The organism is Stenotrophomonas sp. GD03794 (genome assembly GCF_029842145.1).
Taxonomy (GTDB): Bacteria; Pseudomonadota; Gammaproteobacteria; order Xanthomonadales; family Xanthomonadaceae; genus Stenotrophomonas; species Stenotrophomonas riyadhensis.
Genome location: NZ_JAOCFV010000034.1, coordinates 31,673 through 48,488, shown reverse-complemented (window position 1 = coordinate 48,488; position 16,816 = coordinate 31,673). Strand labels below are relative to the sequence as shown.

Here is a 16,816-nt window from a genome sequence, read left to right as displayed (position 1 = left end):
TCACCCACCGCGCACCGTCCCGGTAGCGCCGGCCGCTGGCCGGCAACCCCGTTCACCTGCCGCGCACCCGCTCGGCCGCGGCCGCATCGATGGCTTCGGGCAGGTCGGTCTCGCGGTCGATCTGCGGGAAGTGACGGCGCTCCATGCGACGGATCGCAAAATGCATCCACGCCAGTGCAGCCGCCACCAGCACGAACAGCAGCATGAAGCAGCTGCTCCAGATGCCCACCGCATCGTTCAATGCCCCGAACACGATCGGCAGGATGAAGCCACCCAGGCCGCCGATCATGCCGACCACACCGCCCACCGCACCCACGTGCTGCGGGTAGTACACCGGAATGTGCTTGTAGACCGCGGCCTTGCCCAGCGACATGAAGAAGCCCAGCACGAACACCAGCACGGTAAACATCACCACACCGATGGCCAGATGGAAGTGGATCGGGCCATGGATGCCCTTCACCACGTACTCGGTATCCGGGTAGGCCAGCAGGAAGGTGCAGATGGCCGACACGCCGAAGGTCCAGTACATCACCCGGCGCGCCCCCATCCGGTCCGACATCCAGCCACCGACCACGCGGAACAGACTGGCCGGGATCGAGTAGCACGCCGCCAGCATGCCGGCGTGGCCCACATCCATGCCGTAGGCGCCCACCAGGTAGTGCGGCAGCCACAGCGCCAACGCCACGAAGCCACCGAACACGAAGAAGTAGTACAGCGAGAACCGCCACACCTGCAGGTTCTTCAGTGGCGCCATCTGCTCGGCGAACGGCACCGGCTTCACGCCCTCGCGACGACGCTGTTCCAGCGACGGGTCTTCCTTGCTGAAGAGGAAGAACAGCACCGCCGTGACCGCCAGCGCGACCGCCCAGACCTTGGCAACCATGGTCCAGCCCGCGGCCACCATCACCAGCGGCGCCAACAGCTTGGTCACCGCCGAGCCGATGTTGCCGGCACCGAAGATGCCCAGCGCAGTGCCCTGCTTGCTGGCCGGAAACCACTTCGACACGTAGGCCACGCCCACCGAGAAGTTGCCGCCGGCGATGCCCACGCACAGCGCGGCGATCAGGAACTGGGTGTAGGTCTGCGCGTAGGTCAGCATCCAGGTGGCCACGGCGCCACACAGCATCACCAGCACCATCACCTTGCGGCCACCGAACTGGTCGGACCAGATGCCGAGGAAGACGCGACTGACCGAGCCGGTCAGCACCGGCGTGGCGATCAACAGGCCGAACTGAGTGTCGTTCAAACCGAGCTGTTGGCTGATCTGGATGCCGATGATCGAAAAGATCATCCACACCGCGAAGCACACGGTGAAGGCGAACGTGCTCAGCCACAGCGCACGTTGCTGCTGCCCGGCACTGGCGGGGGCAAGGGCCTGGTTCATGGGGTCTCCTCGTTCAATGGGGGTCAGCCGATATCCGCTTCGGCTTCGATCTCGTCCAGCCCGCGCACGGGGTAGCGTTCCCGCAGCTGCAGCAGGTAGGCCTGCACCTCGCGCTGGCGTACCTGCAGCTCCAGGTAATCACGCAGCTGCGGCAGCACCGCCGCGAACGGCTGTGGCTGCCCTTCCTCGCGGGCATCGACGCAGACCACGTGGTAGCCCCAGCGCGATTCCACCGGGAAACCGGCCAGGCCCTCGCGCAGGCGGAACACCTGGCGGTCGAACTCCGGCGTGGTCTGCCCACGCTGCAACCAGCCCAGGTCGCCGCCCTCGCTGCTGGACGGGCAGCGCGAATGGCGCAGGGCGAAATCGGCGAACAGGTGCGGCGACTCCTTCAGCAGTCCGACCAGCCGCTCGCCTTCGCTGCGTGCGGCGAAGCGCCCGGCCACGTCGTCGGCCGGCGCAGCCAGCAGGATATGGCGCAGGCGCACGCGATCGGGCGAGCGGAAGCGCTCCGGGTTCTGCTCGAAGTAGCGGCGGCAGTCCTCGTCGGTCGGCACGCGGTCTTCGATCGCGTCTTCCAGCAGTTGCTGGATCAGCACTTCCTCGTCGCTGACCCGGTTGCCCTCCGGTGCCTGCAGACCCAGCCGCTGCGCTTCCAGCCGCAGCAGCTCGCGCACCACCAGGGCACGTGCCGCCTCGGCACGTGACTGTTCCGGGCGCATCGCACGATGGTGCTGCATCTCGCGGGCGATATCGGCCTCGCTGATCGCGGTCTCGTCCACGAACAGCCGGCACGGTGCCGGCTGCCCGAGCGAGCGCGGCCCCTGCTCTGCCGCGTCGTGGTGGTGCGAATGCGCCTCGGCAGGCACCGGTGCGGCGGAGTCGATCACGGTGATCGGCAGGAATTTCGGCAGGCTGCCCATGGCTTACTCCCGCGGACCGTAGCGCAGCGTGGCCTGGCGGCGGCGCACTACCTGGTAGGGCCGCCACAGATAGCTGATCGGAATGCTCCACACGTGCACCAGGCGGGTGAACGGCGCGATCAGGAACAGGGTCAGGCCCAGGAAGATGTGCATCTTGTAGACCCAGCTGACGCCCTCGATGTAGTCGGCGGCACCGGCACGGAAGGTCACGATGTGCTGCGCCCACTCGGCCAGCTGCACCATCACCCCGCCGTCGAGGTGGCCGGACGAGATGCGGATGCTGTACAGGCCCAGGCACAGCTGGGCGAACAGCAGCACCAGCACCAGGGTGTCACCGAAGCTGCCGGTGGCCCGTACCCGCGCATTGAACAAGCGGCGTACCAGCAGGATGCTGATGCCGATGAAGCACAGCGCGCCGAACACACCACCGACCACCATCGCCAGCATCTGCTTCTGCGACGAGGTGATGAAGTGCTCATACACCGCGTGCGGGGTCAGCAGGCCGACCAGGTGGCCGCCGAGGATGGCCAGGATGCCGATGTGGAAGCAGTTGCTGCCGATCCGCATGCCCTTGTCCGACAACATCTGGCTGGAGCCGGTGCGCCAGGTGTACATGGCCTTGTCATAGCGGGCCCAGCTGCCGATCAGCAGCACCGCCACGGCGATGTACGGGTAGTACTGGAAGGCGAATTGATGCAGGGAGTAACTCATGGCTGGACCTCTCGATGCGAAGGACGGGCCGGCGAACGCACGGGTGGCTTGCAGTCTTCGGAGGGTGCTTCGGCGCCGAAGCGCACCGCCTCCTCCTCCCACAAGCGGTCCATGGCCTCGGCGGTATCGTCGCGGACTTCTTCGCTGGCACGCTTGCGCAGCGCCTGCAGATCGGCCTTGCCGTCACCGGCTTCGACCAGGATCTCGAACAGCACCCGGTGCGGCAGCTCACGCTCGGCGGCACGCGCTGCCAGCATCCCGGCGATATGGCCGATGTGGTGCAGCCACTCGCGGGCCTCGCTGCCGGGGCGATGGGCCAGGAACTCCAGCAGCAGCGGCAGGTAGTCCGGCAGCTCGCGTGCATCCAGTTCAAAGCCGTTGCGGCGGTAGGTCTCGACCAGATCGACCATGGCCTGGCCACGGTCGCGCGACTCGCCATGAATGTGTTCGAACAGCAGCAGGCTCATCGAGCGGCCGCGGTCGAAACTGGCCAGCCACGCCGCCTGCGCATCCAGCGCATCGGTAGCCAGCAGCTGCTGCACGAAGCTGCGCAGCTGCTGGCGGCGGGCGGCGCCCAGCGCCGGGTCGTCGCAGGCGGCGAGGAGTTCCTCGCCGTGCTGCCATAGTTCTTCACGGGGGTAATCCAGCAACACCCCGACCAGCTTGAGCACGCTCATCACACCACCTCCTTGCGGCGGTGGTTCGGCCCCTTGTCCACCACGAAGGTGGTGCTCTTGCGCTGGCCGAACAGGTCGGCCGGGCTGTCACCGTTGCAGCCGTTGCCGAAGGTGAAGCCGCAGCCGCCGCGCTCGCCGAAGGCATCGTTGGCGTACTCGCGGTGGCCGGTCGGAATCACGAAACGGTCCTCGTAGTTGGCGATGGCCAGGTAGCGGTACATCTCTTCCACCTGGGCGATGCTCAACCCGGTCTGTTCCAGCACCGCGGTGTCTTCCACGCCGTCTACGTTCTTGGCCCGGCGCCAGGCACGCATCGCCATCAGCCGCTCCAGCGCGCGCACCACCGGCGCCTCGTCACCCGCCGTCAGCAGGTTGGCCAGGTAGCGCATCGGGATGCGCAGCGAGGCCACGTCCGGCAGCTCGCCGCTCATGCCCACCCGGCCACGTTCGGCAGCCGACTGGATCGGCGACAGCGGCGGTACGTACCAGACCATCGGCAACGTGCGGTATTCCGGGTGCAGCGGCAGCGCCAGCTTCCAGTCGATGGCCAGCTTGTACACCGGCGACTGCCTGGCCGCATCCAGCCAGCTGTCCGGGATGCCCTCCTTGCGCGCGGCGGCGATCACCGCCGGGTCGTTCGGGTCCAGGAAGATGTCCAGGTGGGCCTGGTAGAGGTCCTTCTCGGCGGCCACCGAAGCCGCCTCGGCGATGCGGTCGGCGTCGTACAGCATCACGCCCAGGTAGCGGATACGGCCCACGCAGGTTTCCGAGCACACGGTCGGCTCGCCCATCTCGATGCGCGGGTAGCAGAAGATGCACTTCTCTGACTTGCCGCTCTTCCAGTTGTAGTAGATCTTCTTGTACGGGCAGGCCGAGACGCACATGCGCCAACCGCGGCACTTGTCCTGATCAATCAGCACGATGCCATCTTCCTCGCGCTTGTAGATCGCGCCCGAGGGGCACGCCGACACGCACGCCGGGTTCAGGCAGTGCTCGCACAGGCGCGGCAGGTACATCATGAAGGTCTTCTCGAAGGCGCCGTAGATCTCCTTCTGCACCTGGTCGAAGTTGTAGTCGCGCGAGCGCTTGCTGAACTCCGAACCCAGGATTTCCTCCCAGTTCGGGCCCCACTCGATCTTCTGCATGCGCTCGCCACTGATCAGCGAGCGCGGCCGCGCGGTGGGCTGGTGCTGGCTGTCCTTGGCGGTGTGCAGGTTCTGGTAGTCGAAATCGAACGGCTCGTAGTAGTCGTCGATCTGCGGCAGGTCCGGGTTGGCGAAGATCTTGGCCAGCATGCGCCAGCGGCCACCGGCACGCGGCACCAGCTTGCCGGCGCGGGTACGCACCCAGCCGCCGTTCCACTTGTCCTGGTTCTCCCATTCCTTGGGGTAGCCGATGCCCGGCTTGGTTTCCACGTTGTTGAACCAGGCGTACTCGACGCCCTCGCGCGAGGTCCAGACGTTCTTGCAGGTGATCGAGCAGGTATGGCAGCCGATGCACTTGTCCAGGTTCAGCACCATCGCGATCTGTGCACGGACCTTCATCACACCACCTCCTTGCTGGCCGATGCCGAAGCACCAGCGGGCTGCTCATCGGTCGCTCCTGCGCGTCCTGCGCCCGCGACACTCGAACTTCCTTGTTCATCGTCCAGCCAATCGATCTTGTCCATCTTGCGCACGATCACGAACTCGTCGCGGTTGGTGCCGCAGGTGCCGTAGTAGTTGAAGCCGTACGCCAGCTGCGCGTAGCCGCCGATCATGTGGGTCGGCTTGAGCACGATGCGGGTCACCGAGTTGTGGATGCCGCCGCGGGTCCCGGAAATCTCAGAACCCGGCACGTTGATGATGCGTTCCTGGGCGTGGTACATCATCGCCATGCCCGGCATCACGCGCTGGCTGACCACCGCACGCGCGGCAATCGCACCGTTGACGTTGAACAGCTCGATCCAGTCGTTGTCGACGATGCCGGCACTGCGCGCGTCGTCCTCGCTGATCCACACGATCGGGCCACCGCGCGACAGCGTCTGCATGATCAGGTTGTCGCTGTAGGTGCTGTGGATGCCCCACTTCTGGTGTGGCGTGATCCAGTTCAGCACGATCTCCTTGTTACCGTTCGGGCGCTGGTTCAGCAGCGGCTCCACCGTGCGCGTGTTGACCGGCGGCCGGTAGCCCATGAAGGCCTCGCCGAAGTCGATCATCCACTCGTGGTCCTGGTAGAACTGCTGGCGACCGGTCACCGTGCGCCACGGAATCAGCTCGTGCACGTTGGTATAGCCGGCGTTGTAGCTGACGTTGTCGTCCTCCAGGCCCGACCAGATCGGCGAAGAGATGATCTTGCGCGGCTGTGCCTGGATGTCACGGAAGCGGATCGCCTCGTGCTCCTTGCCCACCGCCAGGTGGGTATGCTCGCGGCCGGTGAAGGTCCCCAGCGATTCCCACGCCTTCACTGCGACGTGGCCATTGGTTTCCGGCGCCAGGTGCAGGATCACCTCGGCCGCATCGATCGCGGTCGAAATGGCCGGGCGGCCCTGGCTCACGCCCGCGTCGTGCACGGTGTGGTTGAGCTTGCCGAGGAATTCGACCTCGTGCTTCGTGTCCCAGCTCATGCCCTTGCCGCCGTTGCCCAGCGTGTCCAGCAGCGGGCCCAGCGAGGTGAACTTGCGGTACAGGTTCGGGTAGTCGCGCTCCACTACCGTCATCGACGGCATGGTCTGGCCCGGGATGGCCTCGCACTCGCCCTTCTTCCAGTCGGCCACGCCGAACGGCATGCCCAGCTCGTTCGGGGTGTCGTGCAGGGTCGGCACCAGTACCAGGTCCTTCTCCACGCCCAGCACGCCCGGCGCCATCTCGCTCACGGTGCGGGCGACCTCCTTGAAGATCTCCCAGTCACTGCGCGATTCCCATGCCGGGTCCACCGCCTTCGACAGCGGGTGGATGAACGGGTGCATGTCCGAGGTGTTGAGGTCGTCCTTCTCGTACCAGGTCGCGGTCGGCAGCACGATGTCCGAGTACAGCGCGGTGGTGCACATGCGGAAGTCGAGCGTGACCAGCAGGTCCAGCTTGCCCTCCGGTGCCTCGTCACGCCACGTCACTTCCTCGGGCTTGATCGCCCCCATCTCGCCCAGGTCCTTGCCCTGCAGGCCATGGCGCGTGCCGAGCAGATGCCGCAGCATGTACTCGTGGCCCTTGCCCGACGAACCGAGCAGGTTCGAGCGCCAGATGAACATCATGCGCGGGTGGTTCTGCTGCGCATCCGGGTCAGCGAAGGCGAAGTCCAGCGAGCCGTCCTTGAACTTGCCCAGCGCGTAGTCGGCCGGGGCAACGCCCGCCGCGTCCGCCTCGCGTACCAGCTGCAGCGGGTTGCGGTCCAGCTGTGGCGCACATGGCAGCCAGCCCATGCGCACCGCGCGCAGGTTCAGGTCGGCCAGGCTGCCGCTGTACTTGCTCGCGTCCGCCAGCGGCGACAGCAGCTCGTCCACCTGCAGCTTCTCGTAGCGCCACTGCCCGGTGTTGAAGTAGAAGAACGATGTGCCGTTCATGTGGCGCGGCGGGCGGCTCCAGTCCAGGCCGAACGCCAGCGGCTGCCAGCCGGTCTGCGGGCGCAGCTTCTCCTGGCCCACGTAGTGCGCCCAACCACCACCGGTCTGGCCCACGCAACCGCACATGATCAGCATGTTGATCAGGCCACGGTAGTTCATGTCGTTGTGGAACCAGTGGTTCATGCCCGCGCCGACGATGATCATCGAACGGCCATGGGTCTTGTCAGCGGTACGCGCGAACTCGCGGGCGATCTCGATCACCTCGGCACGCGACACGCCAGTGATGCGTTCCTGCCAGGCAGGCGTGCCCGGCACCATGTCGTCGAAGCTCGATGCCACGTTGCCGCCGCCAAAGCCACGGTCCACGCCGTACTGGGCCAGCAGCAGGTCGTAGACCGTGGCCACCAGGGTCTCGCCGCCATCGGCCAGGGCCAGGCGACGCACCGGGATGTTGCGCTCAAGCACGTCGTCGGCCGGTGCGGCGGTCCAGCCGTCGGTCTCGATGCCACCGAAGTACGGGAAGCTCACCGCCTCGATGCCCTCATGGCCATCGGCCAGGCTCAGGCGCAGGCGCGTCTCGGCGCCGTTGCTTTCCTTTTCCTCGATGTTCCACTTGCCCTTCTCGCCCCAGCGGAAGCCGATCGAGCCGTTGGGCACCACGATCTGGCCGCTGGTCTCGTCATAGGCCAGCGTCTTCCAGTCCGGGTTGTTGGCTTCGCCCAGCCCGCCCAGTTCACTGGCGCGCAGGAAGCGGCCCGGCACCAGGCGGCCGTCGTCGCGGCGTTCCAGGCGCACCAGCATCGGCATGTCCGAGTACTGGCGGCAATAGTCCTGGAAGTACTGCGAGGGCGAATCGACGTGGAACTCGCGCAGGATCACATGGCCGAAGGCGAAGGCCAGCGCCGCATCGGTGCCCTGCTTGGGGTGCAGCCAATGGTCGGTCAGCTTGGCCAGCTCGGAATAGTCCGGGCAGATCGCCACCGTCTTGGTGCCGTTGTAGCGCGCCTCGGTGAAGAAGTGCGCATCGGGCGTGCGCGTCTGCGGCACGTTCGAGCCCCAGGCGATGATGTAGCGGCTGTTGTACCAGTCGGCCGATTCGGGCACGTCGGTCTGCTCGCCCCAGATCTGCGGCGAGGCCGGCGGCAGATCGCAGTACCAGTCATAGAACGACAGGCAGGCGCCGCCCAGCAACGACAGGTAACGCGCACCGGCGGCGTAGGACACCATCGACATCGCCGGGATCGGCGAGAAGCCGACCACGCGGTCCGGGCCGTACTGCTTCACCGTGTACAGATTGGAGGCGGCGATGATCTCGTTGGCCTCTTCCCACTGCAGGCGCACGAAGCCGCCCATGCCGCGGCGGGCCTTGTACGAACGCGCCTTCTCCTTGTCCTCCACGATGCTGGCCCAGGCATCGACCGGGGCCTTGCCCTTGCGCGCTTCGCGCCACAGGCGCAGCAGCGTGCCGCGGATCAGCGGGTACTTCAGCCGGTTGGCGCTGTACAGGTACCAGGAATAGCTGGCGCCACGCGGGCAGCCACGCGGTTCATGGTTGGGCAGGTCCGGGCGCGTACGCGGGTAATCGGTCTGCTGGGTTTCCCAGGTGACCAGGCCGTTCTTGACGTAGATCTTCCAGCTGCACGAACCCGTGCAGTTCACGCCGTGGGTGGAGCGCACGATCTTGTCGTACTGCCAGCGGGCGCGGTAGCTGTTTTCCCAGTCACGGCCTTCGCTCTTGGCGAATCCGTGGCCATCGGCAAAGGTCTGGGGGTCACGCTTGAAGAACTGCAAGCGATCGAGGAAATAACTCATCGGGGATCTCCCTTTGCGGACATCGGCATCGTGGCTGTGTGTGTCATCTGGCTGCGGTGCGTTTTCATGTCGTCAGCAGGGTGTCTCGGCACCGCGCCGGTAGTACCACCACCAGGTCACGGCCAGGCAGGTGACGTAGAAAACAACGAATCCGTACAGCGCCATGTCGGGGCTGCCGGTCAAGGTGATGGACGAGCCGTAGCTCTTGGGAATGAAGAAACCGCCATAGGCACCGATCGCACCGGAGAAACCGACCACCGCGGCCGACTCGATGCTGGCCTGGTGCGCGGCGGTAGCCTTGCCCTCGGCGTTGTCGTTGGCCGACCAGCGCTCATGCAGGGTGCGGAAGATCACCGGGATCATGCGGAAGGTGGTGCCGTTGCCGATGCCGCTGAGCACGAACAGCGCCATGAAGCTGAGCAGGAAGCCATGGAAGTTGCCGCCCTGGCCGTGACTGGGCAGGAAGTGCAGCACGCCGAACACGGCCGCGATCATCAGCGCGAACACCCAGAAGGTCAGGCGTGCGCCACCCCAGCGGTCGGCCATGCTGCCGCCCACCGAGCGCATCAGTGCGCCCAGCAGCGGGCCGATGAAGGCGTAGGCCAGCGGGTTCACATCCGGGAACTGGCTCTTCACCAGCATCGGGAAGCCGGCCGAGAAACCGATGTAGGAACCGAAGGTGCCGATGTACAACCAGCACATCAGCCAGTTGTGCTTGCGGCGGAAGATCACCGCCTGCTCGGAGAATGACGAGCGGGCGCTGGTCAGGTCGTTCATGCCGAACCAGGCCGCGATGGCGCACAGCGCGATGGCCGGCACCCAGATGAAGCCGGCGTTCTGCAGGAACAATGGCGCCCCACCCTCCACCGTGGGCTGCGGTGCACCACCCAGCGCACCGAACACGCCCACGGTGATGACCAGCGGGATCACCGCCTGCGCCACCGACACGCCCACGTTGCCCAGGCCGGCGTTCAGGCCCAGCGCCAGGCCCTGCTTCTGCTTGGGGTAGAAGAAGGAGATGTTGGACATCGACGACGAGAAGTTCGCGCCACCGAACCCGCACAGGATCGCGATGGCCACGAACACCCCGTACGGCGTGGCCGGGTCCTGTACCGCAAAGCCGAGCCAGAGCGTCGGCGCCAGCAGCGAGGCCGTGGACAGCGCGGTCCAGCGGCGGCCACCGAAGATCGGAATCACGAACGAATAGAAGATGCGCAGCGTGGCGCCGGACAGGCTGGGCAGCGCCACCAGCCAGAACAGCTGGTCGGTACTGAAGTTGAAGCCGATCTTCGGCAGGCTGATCGACACCGCCGAGAACAGCACCCAGACCGAGAAGGCCAGCAGCAGCGAGGGAATCGAGATGACCAGGTTGCGGGTAGCAACCCGCTTGCCGGTGCGCGCCCAGTAGCCGGGATCTTCCGGCGTCCAGTCGCTGATGACGCGACCCGGACGGGCAGTGCTGCGGACAACAGGATCGCTACCGACGGTCATACATGGCTCCAAGGCTGTGGAATGACGTGGGTACTGCGTTTCAAGTTGTGACCCGTCGTCATGCAGCCATTAGGCCGCGCAGCAACAACGACGGGGTTGATCTGGATCAATCAGGGGCCGGTTTCCACCGTGCCCCTGACAAATGTCAAACCGATGGTGCGATGGTGCGGCGGGTCACCCCGCGCTGGCGCACGCTGTCGCGCACGTCCACATCGAACTGCAGCTGAAGCTGGCTGCCGTCTTCCAGGGCAATGTCGAAGGGCAGCCCATCCCGGCACGGCAGCCGCGCCGCCAAGGCCTCGACTGCCGGGCGCGGCAGTACCAGGCGGCAGAAGGTGCCGCCATCGAGCAGCACCGGTTGATCACCGCCATGCAGCGACACCGCCATGCCCCAACCCTCGATGCCGCCAAAGCGGGTCATGTTTTCGACCGATTCACCGGCCAGCAGGCGCGCCAGTTCGGCCTCGTCCAGGCGAAGCCGTACTGATTGATCCTGCAACTGCACTTTCATGACGCAACATCCTCCCATTGTTCGGGGGTATTGCAGTTGACCAGGCAGGCTTCGTCAACGCTTTCCAGCAGCAGCGCGTGCAACTGCAGGCGGCGCTGGAAGGCCTGTACCGAGCGCGGCCCGTCCGCATCATCCAGCATCGCGGCCAGCACGCTACGAGTGGCATTGTCCACATTCAACCGCATGGGAAAGGGATGCCCGTCAAAGATCGTGCATGCGCCCTGCCCCTCGGCAGCCAGCCGTTGCAGCAGCCGTGGCGCCAGCAACGGCGTATCCACCGCTACCACCCAGGCCGGGCTGTCGGGCATCTGCTGCATCACGCTGTGCAGTCCACCCAGGGGGCCGCAGCGCGCTACCTGATCGGGGATGCCGCCGAAGGCCGGATAGTCACCGCTCACCCAGACCCGACCGGCGCCAGCCTGCAGCAGCAGGCCACGCATGTGTTCCAGCAGGGTGCGCCCCTTCCACGGCAGCAGCGCCTTGTCGCGCCCCATCCGGCTGGACAGGCCACCGGCCAGCACGATGCCGTTGATGGCTCCATTCATGGTAGAGCCACGCCATGCGTGGCTGCAGCGGACTCAATGGTGGTGGTCGTGCGCATGGTCATGGGCATGTGCGGGCTCGCTGTCCGCATGGCACAGGCTGCAACCCTCGCTCCACTCGCTGTCGCCGTCCTCGTAATGCTCCTGCTTCCAGATCGGGCACTGGTGCTTCACCACCTCGATCAACTGGCGGCAGGCACGGAACGCCTCGTCCCGGTGCGGGCTGCCCGCAGCCACCACCACCGCCACATCGCCAATGCCCAACCGGCCCTTGGCATGGGCCACATACAGCTTCAGCTTCGGACCGAACGTCGCCTCGACCTCCGCGGCCAAGCGCTTGAACTCGTTCAACACCAGCGGCTCGAACAGGTCGTAGGTGATCCCGGTCACCGGCCGGCCGATATTGACGTCGCGCACCTTGCCGATGAACACATCGATGCCACCGAAACCCGGATCGGACACCGCAGCGATGCCCTCGGCCGGATCGATCGCCGCCTGCGCGCGGTCCACCACCTTGGCGATGATCTTCTCGCTCATCGCTCAGCCCCCGCTTACCGGCGGCAGGATCGCCACCCGGCCATCGTCGGGCAGCGCTTCGTGGTCACGCAGCACGCGTTGCTGGTCGGCGAACGCCGAGTAGTCCAGCAGGCCAGCGCGGAAACCCGGCCAACGCGTCGGCAGCAGCTCGCGCAGCGCCTGGCGCAGATCGGCCACGGTGCCACCGGCCACCTCCACCGCGATCTCGCGGCTGGCATCCAGATCGGAAAACGCACCAAACAACTGCAGATTCACCTGTTTCATCATGACTCCTGGCCCGCCAGCTGCACCGGGTCATGGTGACCCCAGCCCTGCACGCGCACGTAGGTGCCAGCGTTGGCCAGGTCTCCCTCGGCCTCCAGCACCACCCAGGCGTTGGCCTGCAGCATGGACATCAAACGGAACGACTCCTGCCCGGACAGCACGCGCGCACTCAGGCGGCCCTGAGCGTCCACTTCCACCCGCGCACGCGCGTGGAAGCGCAGGCCCGGCGGCTTGCGCACGTCGGCCTGCAGCGGCAACTGCAACACGGTTTCCGGTGCCAGCCCCAGCAGGCGCCGCAGCACCGGCTCGACGAAGAAGCGCTGGCCCACGGCGGCCGACACAGGGTTGCCGGGCAGACCGAAATACAGCGCACCATTAGGCAGCACCGCGAACAACAGCGGCTTGCCGGGGCGGATCGCTACCTTGTGGAACACGATGCGCGCACCACGTCCACGCAGCGCATCGGGAACGAAATCGTAGCGGCCGGCCGACACCGCGCCCGTGCTGATCAGCAGCTGCGCGCCTGCAGCCAGCGCGTCATCCAGCACCGCATTGAACGCGGCCACGTCATCACCCACCGTGCCCTGCCACACCACTTCGGCACCGGCGGCCTGCAGGCGGCCAACCAGATACGGCCGGTTGCTGTCACGGATCTGGCCGGATTCCAGCGTCTGCGCCGCCTCGGTCACCAACTCCTTGCCGGTAGCGATCACTGCCGCCTTCGGCCGCGCCACCACCGCCACCTGGCCCACGCCGATGGCATGCAGCAGGGTGCGCGCATTGATGTCCAGCACCTGCCCGGCCTGCAGCACGCGCTCGCCTTCGCGTACATCCTGGCCGCGCAGGCGCACGTTCTGGCCCGGCTTCACCGTGCCCTTCAGGGCAATGCGGGTCGGGCGTCCTTCCTCGCTGGCGAGGATCTCCACGTTCTCGACCGGCACCACCGTATCCAGCCCAACCGGCATGCGCGCACCGGTCATGATTTCCCAGGCACCCTCGCCGCCTTCGGCACCGGCATCGCCGGCCGCCTGCCAGCCCTGCACCGCGAATTCGGTACCAGCCTCGAACGTCGTGCCCTTGGCGCGCAGCGCGAAACCGTCCATCGCAGAATTGTCGAACGGCGGCAGCGACTGCCCACTGATGATGTCACTGGCCAGAGTGCGGCCGCCGGCCTCATGCAACGGCAGGCGCTCGGCCGGCAGCGGCGTGGCCGCATCCAGCAGGTGCTGCAGGGCTTCGCTATAGGCAATCATCAGTGGCCACCACCATCGACCATCGCCAAAGCGTGGCCCAGCACCGGCGCCAGAATATCGAGGCACTGCGCCGCCGCCTTCGGGCTGCCCGGCAGTGCGAACACCAGCATGTTGCCCAGCTGCACCACCTCGGCGCGGCTCAGCCAGGCCATCGGCGTGTGCTGTGCGCTCAGTGCCCGCACCATCTGCGCCAGGCCATGCACCGGCCGTGCGTTCAAGGAACGCAGCGCCTCCGGGGTCAGGTCACGCGGGCCCAGCCCGGTACCGCCGGTGCACAGGCACAGGCGCACGCCCTCGGCGGCCAGTGCCTGCAGGCGGCCAGCCAACGGCTCGATGCCGTCGGGCAAGATCTCGGCGGCCACGACCTCACCGCCCAGCTTTTTCAGGCCGCTTACCAGGGTTGGGCCGGACACATCCTCATAGGTGCCTTCGCTGGCGCGATCGCTCAGCGTGATCACCGCGCAGGCCGCGCCCTCCAGCCCCTTCGGCGCGCGCGGCTTGAAACGCGCGCGCTCGGCATCGTCCATGCCATCCGGGTGCAGCCACACACCGCGCTTGCCGCCTTCCTTGAACAGCAGGCGGATGCCCTCGATGCGCAGGGCCGGCTCCACCGGCTTGCTCAGGTCGTACAGGGTCAGCAGCGCCGCGTTGACGCCAGCCAGTGCCTCCATCTCCACGCCAGTGCGCGCCTCGCTGGCGCACTCGCACCACACGCGGATCGCCTGCCGTTCCGGTACCGGCGCGCAGAACACCTGCACCAGTTCCAGCGGCAGCGGGTGGCACAGCGGCATCAGCATCGAGGCCATCTTGGCGCCCTGCAGGCCGGCAATCTCGGCCATCACCAGCGCATCGCCCTTGGGCAGGCGGCGCTCGACGATCAGCGGATAGGCCACCGGACCGGCATGCAGCTCGCCGACCGCCACCGCACGGCGGCGGGTGATGCGCTTGTCGCGGACATCGGCCATGTGGAAGGCCGCATTCAATTCCCCACTCATCGTGTTGCTCATCCTCCGATGGAGGCCAGGTGCGGGGTCAGCCCGGTCTGGCCCTGGTGCAGTCCATGCCCGGCCGCTTTCAGGCCAAGCTGTGTGGTGATGCGCGCCAGCAGCGCGTCGTGGTCATCGTCGCTCTGCAGCAGCGGGCGCAGCGGCACGCCGAACTCGCCGAACAGGCACAGCCGCAGGTCACCCTTGGCGGTCACCCGCAGGCGGTTGCATCCCTTGCAGAAGTCACGCGAATACGGGGCGATGATGCCGATGCTGCCGCGATGGTCGGGGTGGCCGAACTCACGCGCCGGGCCGGCATCGGCCGCACGCGGACGCTCGTGCCAGCCGGCCGCCAGCAGCTGTTCGATCACCACGTCGGCGCCCAGGTGGTGGCGCTGGAAATAGGCTTCGTTGTCGCCGGTGCGCATCAGTTCGATGAAGCGCACGCTGAAGGGGCGGTCACGTAGGTAGTCCATCCACTGCGGCAGCTCGTCGTCGTTCAGGCCGCGCAACAGCACCGCGTTGAGCTTGATCGCCGGCAGGCCGAGCGCCTGCGCCAGGGCCAGGCCCTGTTCGATCTCCGGCAGGCGGTCATGCCCGGTGATGGTCCTGAAGCGTTCACGCTGCAGGCTGTCCATGCTCACGTTCAGCGCAGTCAGGCCGGCGCGGTGCCAGCCCGGCAGTCGCCGCGGCAGCAGCGTGCCATTGGTGGTGATGGCCACCTTGCGGATGCCCGGCACCGCCGCCACGGTGGCGATGATCTCGTCCAGGTCCTTGCGCAGGCTGGGCTCGCCGCCGGTCAGGCGGATCTTGCTCATGCCCAGCGCCGCGAAGGCACGCACCAGGCGCGCGATTTCATCCACCTGCAGGAAGCGCGGGCGGCCATCGGCCTGGTAACCGTCGGGCAGGCAGTAGCTGCAACGGAAGTTGCAGGCTTCGGTCAGCGACAGGCGCAGGTACGGAAAGCTGCGTCCGAAACCGTCGGTGAGTTGGCTCATGGCTGGTCCACCTTGTTGCTCCACCGTCTTGCCTGTGCCCGGAACGGCCCGGAAACCCTCGTCTGCTGGAACGATTGCCAGAGTACGCGGCAGTCAGTTCCATGGGCATGACTTAAATCAATCGTCTTCGGCCCCGCGCGGCAGGCGTTATGGCAGCATGCGGCTTTCCGTGCAGCGGGCGTGTGACAACCCTCATGATGATGAACGATTTCCAGCAGCTGCTGCACGCCGCAGGCCAGCAGGCTGAACCGCAACGCTTGCTGTTCGTATTCGTGCGCGCCGAGCTGCCCGAATCGCCCACCAGCGACCAGCGCGACCGGCATGATCGCCGCGAGGGCGGCACCCTGTCGCCGGTGCTGTGCGTGGACAAGCTGCCGGCCGAGGTGCCCAGTTTCCTGGCGCTGGCGACCGAATCGACCACCACCGGCATCGAGTGGGACCTGGTGTTCGTGGCGGCGCTGGACGGCCGCGCCGGTTTCGCGCCCAACAGCGATGAAGCCGCTCGCCCGCTGCAGCTGATGGTCAACGCCATCCATGACGGTCAGATCGGCCGCTTCGCCGCCTTCGACCGGGGCGGCGAGCCTGTTCAGTTCTATTGAGCCACCAGCTGCAGGGTCAGGAAGAAGATCACCAGCACGGTGTTCAGCCCCCAGGCCACGGTCAGCCCGCGCGCGGCCACGCCCAGGTTGGGGTTGTGCGCGGTGGGCGCCGCGCGCCACACCGCCGGGATGATCCAGCCGGTATAGAGCAGCAACACGGCGAACACCCCCAGCAGCAGCGACGTGCGCTGGTTGGCCAACGCCCAGAGGGCCACGGCCCACAGAATGTTGCTGGGAATGACGCCCTGCAGCCAGAACACACTCCAGAGCCGTGAACGCCCCGGGGTATCGGGCGCCGGGTGCAGGGAAGCGGTGGCAGTCATAAGTCTCCTTCTGGTTAGGAAACGTGCCGGACCAGCCTGCGCTTGGTGGCTGGGAACGTCAACCCGAGTCGCACGTCACGCTTTGGCGCCGGTGGGGCCCAGCGACGCTCGACTCAGGCTCGCGCGGAGCCTGTCGCCATCGCCCCGCCCAACCCGCGCCCTTCCCTCCCCCAACCTCGACGTCTGTCGCAGATTGCACGGTGCGGGCGGATCACCGCGCCAGCCCGCGCTGGCGGTGCTTAACAGCGTGGGAGAATGCCGAAAGCG

16 protein-coding genes are annotated in these 16,816 nt (G+C 66.8%); 1 reads left to right on the top strand and 15 read right to left on the bottom strand.

Translation table 11 applies throughout. The annotated features are described in order from the left end of the window. Nucleotides 1-52: 52 nt before the first annotated feature. The 14 genes from N5D91_RS16660 to moaA all read right to left on the bottom strand — a co-directional run bounded on the left by N5D91_RS16660 (nucleotide 53) and on the right by moaA (nucleotide 15,627). Complete coding sequence (locus N5D91_RS16660; RefSeq protein WP_014037437.1) at nucleotides 53-1,384, bottom strand: nitrate/nitrite transporter; 1,332 nt, start codon at nucleotides 1,382-1,384, stop codon at nucleotides 53-55. Between the two features lie 23 nt (nucleotides 1,385-1,407). After that, nucleotides 1,408-2,307: a peptidylprolyl isomerase gene (locus N5D91_RS16655; protein ID WP_180855507.1), complete on the bottom strand. Its 900-nt coding sequence runs from the start codon at nucleotides 2,305-2,307 to the stop codon at nucleotides 1,408-1,410. Between the two features lie 3 nt (nucleotides 2,308-2,310). Then, nucleotides 2,311-3,018, bottom strand: coding sequence for a respiratory nitrate reductase subunit gamma (gene narI, locus N5D91_RS16650; protein ID WP_010485313.1), 708 nt, complete (start codon nucleotides 3,016-3,018; stop codon nucleotides 2,311-2,313). Beyond that, complete coding sequence (narJ, locus tag N5D91_RS16645; RefSeq protein WP_180855508.1) at nucleotides 3,015-3,695, bottom strand: nitrate reductase molybdenum cofactor assembly chaperone; 681 nt, start codon at nucleotides 3,693-3,695, stop codon at nucleotides 3,015-3,017. The genes narI and narJ overlap by 4 nt, the downstream gene beginning before the upstream one ends. Continuing rightward, nucleotides 3,695-5,239: a nitrate reductase subunit beta gene (gene narH, locus N5D91_RS16640; protein WP_110712538.1), complete on the bottom strand. Its 1,545-nt coding sequence runs from the start codon at nucleotides 5,237-5,239 to the stop codon at nucleotides 3,695-3,697. Before narH ends, narJ begins: the two co-directional genes overlap by 1 nt. Then, the gene (locus tag N5D91_RS16635; RefSeq protein WP_180855509.1) at nucleotides 5,239-9,045 is read right to left on the bottom strand and encodes a nitrate reductase subunit alpha; all 3,807 of its coding nucleotides are present in this window, start codon (nucleotides 9,043-9,045) and stop codon (nucleotides 5,239-5,241) included. The genes narH and N5D91_RS16635 overlap by 1 nt, the downstream gene beginning before the upstream one ends. 72 nt (nucleotides 9,046-9,117) lie before the next feature. Continuing rightward, nucleotides 9,118-10,536, bottom strand: a complete 1,419-nt coding sequence (locus N5D91_RS16630; RefSeq protein WP_180855510.1) for a NarK family nitrate/nitrite MFS transporter — start codon at nucleotides 10,534-10,536, stop codon at nucleotides 9,118-9,120. 145 nt (nucleotides 10,537-10,681) lie between these two features. Next, nucleotides 10,682-11,047 carry a hypothetical protein gene (locus N5D91_RS16625; protein ID WP_071227930.1) on the bottom strand — a complete coding sequence of 122 codons (366 nt, stop codon included), beginning with the start codon at nucleotides 11,045-11,047 and terminating at the stop codon, nucleotides 10,682-10,684. Beyond that, complete coding sequence (locus N5D91_RS16620) at nucleotides 11,044-11,592, bottom strand: molybdenum cofactor guanylyltransferase (RefSeq protein WP_180855511.1); 549 nt, start codon at nucleotides 11,590-11,592, stop codon at nucleotides 11,044-11,046. Before N5D91_RS16620 ends, N5D91_RS16625 begins: the two co-directional genes overlap by 4 nt. A gap of 33 nt (nucleotides 11,593-11,625) precedes the next feature. Further along, complete coding sequence (locus N5D91_RS16615; protein WP_110712542.1) at nucleotides 11,626-12,126, bottom strand: molybdenum cofactor biosynthesis protein MoaE; 501 nt, start codon at nucleotides 12,124-12,126, stop codon at nucleotides 11,626-11,628. A 3-nt stretch (nucleotides 12,127-12,129) separates the two neighbouring features. Then, nucleotides 12,130-12,390 (bottom strand): MoaD/ThiS family protein, encoded by a 261-nt coding sequence (locus N5D91_RS16610; protein ID WP_049462752.1) that lies wholly within the window; start codon nucleotides 12,388-12,390, stop codon nucleotides 12,130-12,132. Beyond that, complete coding sequence (gene glp, locus N5D91_RS16605) at nucleotides 12,390-13,643, bottom strand: gephyrin-like molybdotransferase Glp (RefSeq protein WP_180855512.1); 1,254 nt, start codon at nucleotides 13,641-13,643, stop codon at nucleotides 12,390-12,392. Before glp ends, N5D91_RS16610 begins: the two co-directional genes overlap by 1 nt. Next, nucleotides 13,643-14,638, bottom strand: coding sequence for a bifunctional molybdenum cofactor biosynthesis protein MoaC/MoaB (moaCB, locus tag N5D91_RS16600; protein WP_110712544.1), 996 nt, complete (start codon nucleotides 14,636-14,638; stop codon nucleotides 13,643-13,645). Before moaCB ends, glp begins: the two co-directional genes overlap by 1 nt. Nucleotides 14,639-14,646: 8 nt before the next feature. Beyond that, nucleotides 14,647-15,627: a GTP 3',8-cyclase MoaA gene (moaA, locus tag N5D91_RS16595; RefSeq protein WP_180855513.1), complete on the bottom strand. Its 981-nt coding sequence runs from the start codon at nucleotides 15,625-15,627 to the stop codon at nucleotides 14,647-14,649. A 194-nt stretch (nucleotides 15,628-15,821) separates the two neighbouring features. Here moaA and N5D91_RS16590 point away from each other — a divergent pair, with 194 nt between their 5' ends. Beyond that, nucleotides 15,822-16,226: a ribonucleotide reductase subunit alpha gene (locus N5D91_RS16590; protein ID WP_094000758.1), complete on the top strand. Its 405-nt coding sequence runs from the start codon at nucleotides 15,822-15,824 to the stop codon at nucleotides 16,224-16,226. Here the strand turns inward: N5D91_RS16590 and N5D91_RS16585 are convergent. After that, the gene (locus tag N5D91_RS16585) at nucleotides 16,220-16,549 is read right to left on the bottom strand and encodes a hypothetical protein (RefSeq protein WP_094000759.1); all 330 of its coding nucleotides are present in this window, start codon (nucleotides 16,547-16,549) and stop codon (nucleotides 16,220-16,222) included. The genes N5D91_RS16590 and N5D91_RS16585 overlap by 7 nt on opposite strands. Nucleotides 16,550-16,816: the final 267 nt, after the last annotated feature.

What these genes read in the sequence shown, in the direction of transcription:
- N5D91_RS16660 (WP_014037437.1), bottom strand. Translation starts at nt 1,384, where the DNA reads ATGAACCAGGCCCTTGCCCCCGCCAGTGCCGGGCAGCAGCAACGTGCG.
- N5D91_RS16655 (WP_180855507.1), bottom strand. Translation starts at nt 2,307, where the DNA reads ATGGGCAGCCTGCCGAAATTCCTGCCGATCACCGTGATCGACTCCGCC.
- narI (WP_010485313.1), bottom strand. Translation starts at nt 3,018, where the DNA reads ATGAGTTACTCCCTGCATCAATTCGCCTTCCAGTACTACCCGTACATC.
- narJ (WP_180855508.1), bottom strand. Translation starts at nt 3,695, where the DNA reads ATGAGCGTGCTCAAGCTGGTCGGGGTGTTGCTGGATTACCCCCGTGAA.
- narH (WP_110712538.1), bottom strand. Translation starts at nt 5,239, where the DNA reads ATGAAGGTCCGTGCACAGATCGCGATGGTGCTGAACCTGGACAAGTGC.
- N5D91_RS16635 (WP_180855509.1), bottom strand. Translation starts at nt 9,045, where the DNA reads ATGAGTTATTTCCTCGATCGCTTGCAGTTCTTCAAGCGTGACCCCCAG.
- N5D91_RS16630 (WP_180855510.1), bottom strand. Translation starts at nt 10,536, where the DNA reads ATGACCGTCGGTAGCGATCCTGTTGTCCGCAGCACTGCCCGTCCGGGT.
- N5D91_RS16625 (WP_071227930.1), bottom strand. Translation starts at nt 11,047, where the DNA reads ATGAAAGTGCAGTTGCAGGATCAATCAGTACGGCTTCGCCTGGACGAG.
- N5D91_RS16620 (WP_180855511.1), bottom strand. Translation starts at nt 11,592, where the DNA reads ATGAATGGAGCCATCAACGGCATCGTGCTGGCCGGTGGCCTGTCCAGC.
- N5D91_RS16615 (WP_110712542.1), bottom strand. Translation starts at nt 12,126, where the DNA reads ATGAGCGAGAAGATCATCGCCAAGGTGGTGGACCGCGCGCAGGCGGCG.
- N5D91_RS16610 (WP_049462752.1), bottom strand. Translation starts at nt 12,390, where the DNA reads ATGAAACAGGTGAATCTGCAGTTGTTTGGTGCGTTTTCCGATCTGGAT.
- glp (WP_180855512.1), bottom strand. Translation starts at nt 13,643, where the DNA reads ATGATTGCCTATAGCGAAGCCCTGCAGCACCTGCTGGATGCGGCCACG.
- moaCB (WP_110712544.1), bottom strand. Translation starts at nt 14,638, where the DNA reads ATGAGTGGGGAATTGAATGCGGCCTTCCACATGGCCGATGTCCGCGAC.
- moaA (WP_180855513.1), bottom strand. Translation starts at nt 15,627, where the DNA reads ATGAGCCAACTCACCGACGGTTTCGGACGCAGCTTTCCGTACCTGCGC.
- N5D91_RS16590 (WP_094000758.1), top strand. Translation starts at nt 15,822, where the DNA reads ATGATGATGAACGATTTCCAGCAGCTGCTGCACGCCGCAGGCCAGCAG.
- N5D91_RS16585 (WP_094000759.1), bottom strand. Translation starts at nt 16,549, where the DNA reads ATGACTGCCACCGCTTCCCTGCACCCGGCGCCCGATACCCCGGGGCGT.